The sequence below is a fragment of the Streptomyces sp. NPDC001348 genome (assembly GCF_053597535.1).
Map to the genome: position 1 here is coordinate 149,758 of NZ_JBSFIK010000018.1, position 9,129 is coordinate 158,886.

The window sequence follows — 9,129 nt, forward strand, 5'->3', positions numbered from 1 at the left end:
GCAAGGCCTGCGTCGTGCAGTCGCGCGGCCACCGTGTAGGTGCGCGGCGCGGTCTGCGCCGGTGCGGTCGCCGTGCTGTTCGTCCGGGACCCGGGCGGCCGGGAAGCTCTCACCGTCATCGCGCCGCGACCTCCTCGACACGCAGGTCCGCGGCTGCCCGCGGCGCGGTCCGCGCCCGTCCGTCACCGGCCAGCGCCCACCAGGCCACGAGCCCCAGGCCCATGGCGGTCAGCACGGTCGAGGGGCCGCCGATGTCCCCGTACACGAAGTCGGTCAGCAGCCAGACCAGCAACCCGCAGGCGACGAGCGCGCAGTCGAGCCCCGGTCCGCGGCGGCCGATCAGTCTGCGCAGCCCGCACACCAGGAGCGCCAGCCAGCCTCCGGCGAGCGTGAGCAGTCCGATCAGGCCCTGCTCGCTGAGCACCAGCAGGTACATGTTGTGCGGCGACAGCAGCGCCTGCCTGCGGTAGCTGACGCCCGCGCCCGCGATCTCGGCGCCCGACGACAGCGCCAGGGTGGCGTGCCCGTCCCGGTGCTCGGGAAAGCCCTTCAGCCCGACCCCGGTCAGCGGGTGCTGGCGCCACATGCCGGTGGCCGACGCCCACAGGGTGTACCGGTCGACGACGGACTGGTCGGGGGCGTCGGTGACCTGGGCGATGCTGTCGATCCGCTGCTGCAGCAGCGTGCTGCCGACGCCGAACCCGCCCACCAGGATCACGCCCGCGGCGGCCACGGCCGCGGCCACCTTCAGCGCCCGCCGCAGCCCCGCCAGCACGAGCTGCACCGCGCAGGTCACGGCGGTGGCGATCCAGGCACCCCGGCTGAAGGAGACCGCGAGCGGCGCCAGCAGGGCCAGCGCGCATCCGGCGGCGACGGCCCGCTGCCGTACCCGGGCCCGGCCCAGCGCGATGCCCACCGCGCACACCAGGCCGAGGGAGACCGCCTCGGCCATGCCCATCACGTCCTGCGCCCCGAAGGTGCCGACCGCCCGGATGTCCTCGCCCTGGTAGGAGGCGCCGGTCCGGGTGACGTACTGGTGGACGCCGATGGCCCCCTGCCACAGTGCGAGCCCCACGAACGACCAGGCCAGCAGCCGGAAGTCGCCCCGGTCGCGGATGAGCAGCAGCACCGCGGCCGGGACGAGCACGAAGACCTGCAGATAGCGCCCGAGGCCGGAGAACCCGGCCTCGGGCGAGGAAGCCCCCATGGCGGCGAGGGTGAGCCCCACCACCGGCAGGCCCAGCACCACGGCCGCCATGGGCGGCAGCGGGCGGCGCCGTTCGCGCAGGAGACGGATCACGCAGTACACCACCATCAGCCCGGAGACCGCGTCGGCGGGCTCCGCGCCGCCCGGCGTCACCGGCAGGGTCAGCAGGGCGACCACGGCCACCGCGGGCAGCACCGGCGCCGCCGCGGCGGCCCGGCGCGGGAGCGGTGTCAGGACGTGGGTCACGTCGTTCAGCTCCCCGTCGGACGCACCAGCGAGGCCGCGGTGCGCAGCAGGATGCAGACGTCCTGCCACAGTGACCAGTTGTCGATGTAGGCGTTGTCGAAGCGGCTGCGGTCCTCGATGGAGGTGTCCCCGCGCAGCCCGTGGATCTGGGCGAGACCGGTGATGCCGACCCGCATCCGGTGGCGGGCCGCGTAACCGGGGTAGGTCTGGCTGAACTGCGCCACGAAGTAGGGGCGTTCGGGCCGCGGACCGACCAGGCTCATGTCGCCGCGGAGCACGTTCCACAGCTGCAGCAGCTCGTCGAGCGACGTGCGCCGCAGCATCCGGCAGAACCAGCGCATCTCGCTCTCGTTCGCCACGCTCCACCGGGTCGCGGACTCGTGCTCGTCGACCGGACGGTGCGTACGGAACTTCAGCAGTGTGAAGGGCAGGCCCTTCTTGCCGATGCGCTCCTGCCGGAACACCACGCCCGGCCCGTCGCAGATCCGCAGCGTCACCGCGCACACCAGGAGCAGGGGACTGACCAGCAGCAGCAGCGTCCCCGAGACGAGGATGTCGAGCATCCGCTTGCCCACGCCCTCGCGGCGCGCGGGCGACAGGTCCAGGAGTCGGCAGGAGAACCCGGCCAGCCGCTCCTTCGTGCTGTACGACGGGGAGTCGGGGTCGACCTCCCACACCAGGCAGCCCGACTCGGCCAGCGTCTGCAGCAGCGGCCCCTGTTCGGTGCGGGCGGAGGGATGGACGGCCAGCACGGCCCCCACCCCGTTCTGGATGACCGCGCGCTTGACCTCCTCACCGGTGGTCAGCACCGGCAGGCCCTCGGTGGCGCCGTCCGTCTGCTCGGCGACGATGCCCACCGGCCGCACACCGCACCGCGGGTGACGCAGCAGGGCGGCGGCCACGCGTTGCGCGGTCGCCGCCGGGCCGACGACGAGCGCCGTGTGCGGGTGGCGCAGCAGAGCGGCGTGCCGCCGTCCGCGCACGATGCCGCGCAGCGCACCGGCCGCCGCCGCCTGCAGGGCGAGGCCGGTCAGTACGGTGCCGACGGACAGGGCCTGATCCGGCCGGTACGCCGCCACGAGCGCCGCGAGTGCCAGCCAGGTCACCGCGATGCGGCCCCATACGGCGGGCAGTTCCTCCAGCAGCCCCGGCACCGGTGGCCGGACCTCGCGCGGACGCAGTAGCAGCGACACGACGATCAGCACGGCCACGAACACCGGTTGGTGCCGGGCCTCGACGAGGGCCAGGGCGCCGGCGAGGGCCGCGGTGCCGTCCGCGACGAGCAGCGGAACCGGTGAGTGCGGGCGCGCCGGGGGCCGCGGGCCGGGGAGCCGGAGGCCGGTGGGTGTGCCGCGCGGCGGCATGAGCGAGACGGGTGAGGACTGGTGGTCCCTCGGCTGCACGCCGGGGGAGGGGACGGTACGTTCGGCGGTCACGAGTGGTTCGACTCCCTGTACTCGGTGGGCGCGACGCGCTGTGCTGACTGGTTCGCCTCGGCGCCACCGCCTGTGTCGAGCGGCCGGCCGTGCTGGGCGCCGCAGGCCTCGGTGGGCTCAAGTCCTCGGGGCGGTCCCGTCCTCGTGGTGGCGGGCGGGGTGCCGAGCAGGTCGCGGTAGACGGCCGCGACCGCCCTGGCGGTGTGCCGCACGTCGTGCGTGGCCAGCACGTGCCGGCGGGCCCGGTCGCCGAGCGACGCGCGCAGGGGCGGATCGAGCAGCAACTCCGTCACGGATTCGGCCAGCACCGCCGGGTTGTCCGGGGGGACCAGGCACCGGTCGGCGAGGGAGGCCGGCAGGCTCTCGCGGGCGCCGTCGACGTCCGTGACCACGACGGGCCGGCCGCAGGCCATCGCCTCCAGCGGGGCCAGCGCCATGCCCTCCCAGCGGGACGGCAGGACGACGAGGTCGGCGGCCTGGTACCAGGGGCGGGCGTCGGCGACCGCGCCCGCGAACAGCACCGACGCGGGGGCGTGTGCGCGAAGCCGGTCGCCGTCCGGACCGTCACCGACGAGGACGAGACGGGCGTCGGGCACGCCGCGCACTACGTCGTTCCACGCCTGCAGCAGGACGTCCTGTCCCTTCTGCCGGCACAGCCGTCCCACGCAGACCACGAGCGGCGCCGCCGGGTGGAGGCCGGCCAGCGGTGGGAGCCCGGCCCGGACCGTGCCGGCGGGGGCCGGGCGGAAGTGCTCGGGGTCGATGCCGTTGGGGATGACGGCCCACCGGCCGGAGATCCCGGCACGCACGCCGGTGGCGCGCTCGGCCTCGCTGACGCACACGATCCGGGTGGCCCAACGCGCCCCCCGCCGCTCCCATGTGAGCGCCAGTCCCGCGGTGACCCCGCCGACCGCCTCGAACGACCAGGCGTGCGGCTGGAAGACCGTCGGGAGCCGTCCGCGCACCGCGAGCCGTCCGGCGAGCCCCGCCTTCGCGCTGTGCGCGTGCACCAGGTCGGGGCGCACCTCACCGGTCAGCCGTGCGAGGTGCCGTACCTCCCGCAGGAGCGACGGGCCCGGCGACCGTGTCGCGGGCCAGTGCCGTACGTTCGCGCCGAGGTCCCGCAGCCGCGTGGTCAGTTCGCTGTCGGGGCAGGCCACGGTGACGTCCAGGCCGTCCGCCAGCTGTGCCCGGACCAGATCCGTCACGACCCGCGCGACCCCGCCGTCCACCGGTTGGGTGAGGTGCAGGACCCGCGGCCGGGGGCCGGTGGATGACAGGTGCATGTGCGCGTTTTCCTCGCTCGCGGAAGTGCTCGGGACGGGCGGTGACTGCTCAGCTCTGGGCGTCGACGGCGGCGAAGAGAACGCCTGCCCACGCCGCGTCCCGCTCGGCGCGCAGCCGGAGGGACAGCTGGTCACCGCCGTGCTGCAGCCCCCTGCCGAGGTCGAACACGTCGGAGTCGTAGCCGAGGTTGTTGGCGTGCCACGGGACACGTCCCGGAGGGTTGTCCCCGAGGTCGCTGATGGTGGAGTTCAGGACGTCGTCGGGCGGGTCGGCGGGCCCGGCGAGGTCGGTGGAGCCGTCCCGCTCGGTCGTCACGGTGAGCGAGTCGCCGGTGGTGCCGCGGTCGCCGTTGTACGCCACCAGGCCGGCGTAGCCCCACGCGCCGGGGGCGAAGCCGATGTCCCGCAGGCGCACCTTCGGCGTGTGGGCGCTCAGCCGTACGAAGCCGTCCCACAGCGCCATGTCGCGCAGCGGCTCCGCGGGGTTCTCGTAGGCCACCACGAGCGTCCAGCCGCCCCACGCCCCGGCCGCCGACCGGCCGCTCGCCACGTTGACCTGTGCCACGGTGTACAGGCCCGGCCCGCTGTCCCGCACCAGTTGCGTGACGTCCGCCGAGGCCTGGAACGCGTCCGCGCCGTCGGCCACATGGTGTCCGACGACCGTGTCGGCGACGACCGGCTTGTAGGCCCCGCCGGGTTCGGCGACCAGCACCCGTCCGTTGTCCTCCGACGGCTTCTGCTCGCCCACGCGCAGGTTGCCGCCCCAGTACAGGCGGGCGTACGACACCTGGGATCCGGGAGGCAGACGGACCTCCGCGCGGGAGGAGTTGTAGGTGTTCGGGTCGCCGTCGACGTCGATGTAGAACATGTCGAAGTCACCGTTGACGCCGCGCCCGCCCGCCTGCACGTCGGAACACGCCGGTGCCGGGCGGCAGCTGATGGCCGAGTTGGCCGCGCGCACGATGCCGCCGTGCTGGTGTGCGCGGTACCGCTGGGCGAAGGAGAGGCTGCTCGTCTCGGGTGCGGGCGCGGTGGCCGTCGCGGCCGCCGGGAAGCCGCCGGGTGCCCACATCGCGGCAAGGGCGAGGACGCCCACCGTCGCACGGCGAAGCAGTGGACCCAGAGAAGGGGGCATGACCGTCGTGGCCCTTTCGGAACGGGTGGCGGTGGCAGCGGCAGAGCGCGATGTGTCCGCCGGGAGGGGAGCGTCGGGAGGTCCGCACGCTAACCGCTAACCGGACAAGTATGGTGAAACCAGACATGTGTGTCGGAACGGTGAAGCCAGTCGGCTTCACGTAATCACGCCATCAGCGCACAAAACAGGCGATGTGTCCTATGTCGTCCAGAGGGCCGTACGTGCCGGGCCGTTACCCCGAACGGTGGCCGACCGGTTGCAGGCGGCCATGGGTGCTTCCACGGTGGGCTCAAGATCGGCCCACCGAAAGGAACCCCCATGCGTGCTCTGCCCACACGGCGTATCGCGTCCGGCGCACTGTGCGCCGCCCTCCTGGTCGGGATCACCGGGCCCGCCGCCATGGCGGCCGACCCGGCCCGCGGTCGCAGCCACGCGGCCTCGCCCGACGCGTCGCTCCCCGGTGCGGACGCGCTGGTCGCCAAGGTCAGGAGCCTGGGCACCCTCGGGAGGGGGATCACCCCGGTCACCGACCTGCTCAACGCCGTACTCGAGGCGGACAACGGACGGCTGCCCGCCACCGAGGCGAGGAGACTGGGCGACGCCGCCAAGCGCGCCCTGGACGGGATGGCCGCCAAGGCTCCGGCGCGGCGGCACGCCGCCGACACCACGGACGACGCGCTGGACGCCCTGCGGGAGGCCATCGACAACCTGGTGCAGGCGGTCACCGCCGACACCGTCGACGACGTACTGCCGCCGGTCGCCGACCTGCTGACGGATCTGATCGACCGCCTCACCGCCACGCTCGTCGACAGCTCGCTGCCGACCCCGGCCGAGTCCGTGCCGACCCCGGCGATCGAGGTGCCGGCCGTCACGCTTCCCGCGATCACGCTGCCGACGGTGGTGCTGTCGACCCCTTGAGCCGCGTACCCCTCGCCCGCGCGGATCCGCCGTGGAGCCGGTCCTTCGGAACGGCTCCACGGCGGATCTCATATGAGGACTTGCAATCTAGGGTGATTCCGGTTTCCGCTCCGGTCACGGCTCGTTAGGCACGGCGACAGAGTCCCCTCCGGCAACCTGCGTTGCCGCGGAAAGGAACACGATGAAGTCCCTGAAGGCTGCCGCCGTCGTTGCCGGATCCCTGATCGCCGCCAGCGTCGGTGCGCCTGCGTTCGCCCAGGACGCCGCCGTCGCCCCCGCCGCGCCTGACGCCCACAGCGCGCCCGACCTCCAGAGTGCCGCCGCCGCGAGCGCGCCGGAGGCCCAGAGCGCTCCGGCGGTGCAGAGCGCGCCGGTCGCGCAGAGTGCCCCGGCGGCTCAGAGCGCCCCGGTGGCCCCGAGTGCCCCGGTCGCGCAGAGCGCTCCGGCAGCCCAGAGCGCCCCGGCAGCCCAGAGCGCCCCGGTCGCTCCGAGCGGGCCCGTCGCTCCGAGTGCCCCCGTCGCGCAGAGTGCCCCTGCGGCTCCGTCCGCTCCGGTCGCGCAGAGCGCCCCCGCCGCCCCCGCCGCTCCGGTCGCGCAGAGCGCCCCCGCCGCTCCGGCCGCTCCGGTCGCGCAGAGCGCCCCGGCGGCTCCGGTCGCCCCGGCCGCTCCGAGCGCCCCGGTCGCGCAGACCGCTCCGGCCGCCCCGAGCGCCCCCGCGGCCGCGCCGGCGACCCAGCCGGGCACCCCCGACCTGGCGAACACCGACCTCAGCGGTGGCCTGTCGACCAAGTTCCCCACGGTGAACGGGCACAGCTCGCTGATCCCCTCGACGAAGGACGCCTCGACCGCGCTGGACAAGGTCAAGCCGGTGCACGGCAACCTGTGGCTGTAAAGGCTGGAAGCACACCGTACGGAGGGACGGACCCCGGTGCAGACCGAGGACCGTCCCTCCGTCCGTGCGGTGTGCTCACCGGCCTGGCCGCGCGGCGGTGACCGCGCGGGACGTCCGGCGGTCAGGGCCTGTCCGGAGGATCATGCCGCAGACGCGGGGCTTGGCACGCCCTCCCCCACTCTCGGCTTCGCTCGAGCGGGTGGTGCCCCCACCGGCGTTGTCGTCGGTTGCCGACTCCCCCACTCTCGGCTGCGCTCGAGCGGGTGGTGCCCCCACCGGCGTTGTCGTCGGTTGCCGACTCCCCCACTCTCGGCTGCGCTCGAGCGGGGGGACCCCCATCGCGTCGGCGCCCTCCTCCGCCTTGCAGCCGGACGCTCCCCCACGCTCGGACCGAGCTCGCGCGGGGGCACCCCCATTCGCCCCGCTCACCAGCGCCGATGAGGCACCGCCCGTGCCCTGCGACCTGATCCGCCGGACAGGCCCCAGCGCTACGGACAACCGAACCGGACGAGGAGTGAAGCATGGTCGTCAGCATCGGCGGAGCACCGGCGGATGCCGAGCAGGGGCCACCGGACCCGGCGCCGCCAGGACCGGCCGACCGCACACGACGGAACGTGACGCGCGGTCTGTTCGCCTGCGCGGTGACCGCCGCTCTCGCCCCGGTCGCCGCCGCCCTGCGGTTCTCCCGCCGGGGTCCCGTGGCCGAAGACGCCCTGGACGGCACGGCGTTCGACCAGACCTACCGCGGCCGCCGCATCCTGGGCATGTGGATGCCCGCCGGCGGCGCGCCCGGTGACGGCCGGTGGCATGTCACCGTGGACGGCCGTCCGCTGCAGCTGATGCGCCGAGCCGACGGTACCTGGCTGAGCATGGTCGACCACTACTGCTCGTACCGGACCCCGCTCGACGCCGCGCGCGCCGCCGTCGACGAACTCGGCCCCGGCCGACGGCTGCGAGACGTGGCTCCAGGACCGATGGGCGCCCGGCACTCGCACATGGGGGACCGGCATGGCGTACGTGCGTAAGGACGCCGCCACGCTCACGGCGGCCGAGAAGCGCCGGTTCGTCAAAGCGCTGCTGGAGGTCAAACGACGGGGCGAGTACGACCAGTTCGTGCGGACGCACATCGAGTATTTCTCCCCGGACGGTGAACAGGGGCTGCGCGCGGCCCACATGGCGCCCTCCTTCCTGCCCTGGCACCGCCGGTTCCTGCTCGAGATGGAGCGCGCGCTGCGCCGGGTGGACCCCTCGGTGACCATCCCCTACTGGGACTGGACGCGCGACCGTACGACCACCTCCGTCCCCTGGACCGAGGACCTGCTCGGCGGCGACGGACGCGGCTCCGACCACCAGGTGACGACCGGCCCGTTCGCCCACCGGCAGGGCCACTGGACCATCAAGGTGAACGAGAGCGACGAGGAGTTCCTCACCCGGGACCTCGGCCACTCCCGCGACCCGCTCGACCTGCCCACGAAGAGCGAACTGGAGTGGGCGCTGGCGGACCCCGCCTACGACGTCGCGCCCTGGGACTCGACGGTCACCCAGGGCTTCCGCAACAAGCTGGAGGGCTGGGGCACCGGCCGGGGCAGCGCCTCCTGGTACAACCACAACCGGGTGCACCGCTGGGTCGGCGGGGTGATGCTGAGTGGCGCCTCCGTCAACGACCCCGTCTTCTGGCTGCACCACGCCTTCGTCGACCTGCAGTGGTACCGCTGGCAGTTGCGGCACCGCGGCGCCCGCTATCTCCCCGACACACCGCCCGGCTCCGGCGACAGGCAGCACGGACGGATCGTGGCCCGGCACCAGAAGCTGCCGCCGTGGGACGTGACTCCGTACGAGCTGGAGGACGTCGGCCGGATCTATCGGTACGCGTGAGCCGGCGCCGCTGAACGGCGAGAGCCCCGGCGCTCGGTCGGATGCTGTTGGTTAATCCGGGGCCTGGCGTGACGTCGGCCTTCAAGACCTGGTTGTGGTCTTGAAGGCCGACGTTGTCGTATGGGGTGGGTGCG

At 74.0% G+C, this 9,129-nt stretch carries 8 protein-coding genes; 4 read left to right on the forward strand and 4 right to left on the reverse strand.

Annotation, left to right across the window (positions count from 1 at the left end; genetic code table 11):
• Positions 1 to 115 precede the first annotated feature (115 nt).
• The 4 genes from ACWC21_RS20630 to ACWC21_RS20645 are packed head-to-tail and all read right to left on the reverse strand — an operon-like array spanning position 116 to position 5,310.
• On the reverse strand, positions 116 to 1,453 hold the full coding sequence (locus ACWC21_RS20630) for an O-antigen ligase family protein (RefSeq protein WP_450883788.1): 1,338 nt from the start codon (positions 1,451 to 1,453) through the stop codon (positions 116 to 118).
• 5 nt (positions 1,454 to 1,458) lie between these two features.
• The gene (locus ACWC21_RS20635) at positions 1,459 to 2,889 is read right to left on the reverse strand and encodes an exopolysaccharide biosynthesis polyprenyl glycosylphosphotransferase (RefSeq protein ID WP_450883790.1); all 1,431 of its coding nucleotides are present in this window, start codon (positions 2,887 to 2,889) and stop codon (positions 1,459 to 1,461) included.
• Positions 2,886 to 4,175, reverse strand: coding sequence for a glycosyltransferase family 4 protein (locus tag ACWC21_RS20640; protein WP_450883792.1), 1,290 nt, complete (start codon positions 4,173 to 4,175; stop codon positions 2,886 to 2,888). The genes ACWC21_RS20635 and ACWC21_RS20640 overlap by 4 nt, the downstream gene beginning before the upstream one ends.
• Before the next feature lie 49 nt (positions 4,176 to 4,224).
• A complete protein-coding gene (locus ACWC21_RS20645) occupies positions 4,225 to 5,310 on the reverse strand; it encodes a DUF3344 domain-containing protein (RefSeq protein ID WP_450883794.1) in 1,086 nt (361 codons plus the stop codon).
• Positions 5,311 to 5,628: 318 nt separating this feature from the next.
• Between ACWC21_RS20645 and ACWC21_RS20650 the strand changes: the two genes are divergently transcribed.
• From ACWC21_RS20650 to ACWC21_RS20665, 4 genes are all read left to right on the forward strand, one after another.
• Positions 5,629 to 6,228: a hypothetical protein gene (locus ACWC21_RS20650; protein WP_450883796.1), complete on the forward strand. Its 600-nt coding sequence runs from the start codon at positions 5,629 to 5,631 to the stop codon at positions 6,226 to 6,228.
• A 181-nt stretch (positions 6,229 to 6,409) separates the two neighbouring features.
• Entirely contained in the window at positions 6,410 to 7,120 is a 711-nt protein-coding gene (locus ACWC21_RS20655) for a hypothetical protein (protein ID WP_450883798.1), read from the forward strand.
• A gap of 521 nt (positions 7,121 to 7,641) precedes the next feature.
• Complete coding sequence (locus ACWC21_RS20660; protein WP_450883800.1) at positions 7,642 to 8,145, forward strand: tyrosinase family oxidase copper chaperone; 504 nt, start codon at positions 7,642 to 7,644, stop codon at positions 8,143 to 8,145.
• Positions 8,129 to 8,995, forward strand: coding sequence for a tyrosinase family protein (locus ACWC21_RS20665; RefSeq protein WP_450883802.1), 867 nt, complete (start codon positions 8,129 to 8,131; stop codon positions 8,993 to 8,995). Before ACWC21_RS20660 ends, ACWC21_RS20665 begins: the two co-directional genes overlap by 17 nt.
• Positions 8,996 to 9,129 lie beyond the last annotated feature (134 nt).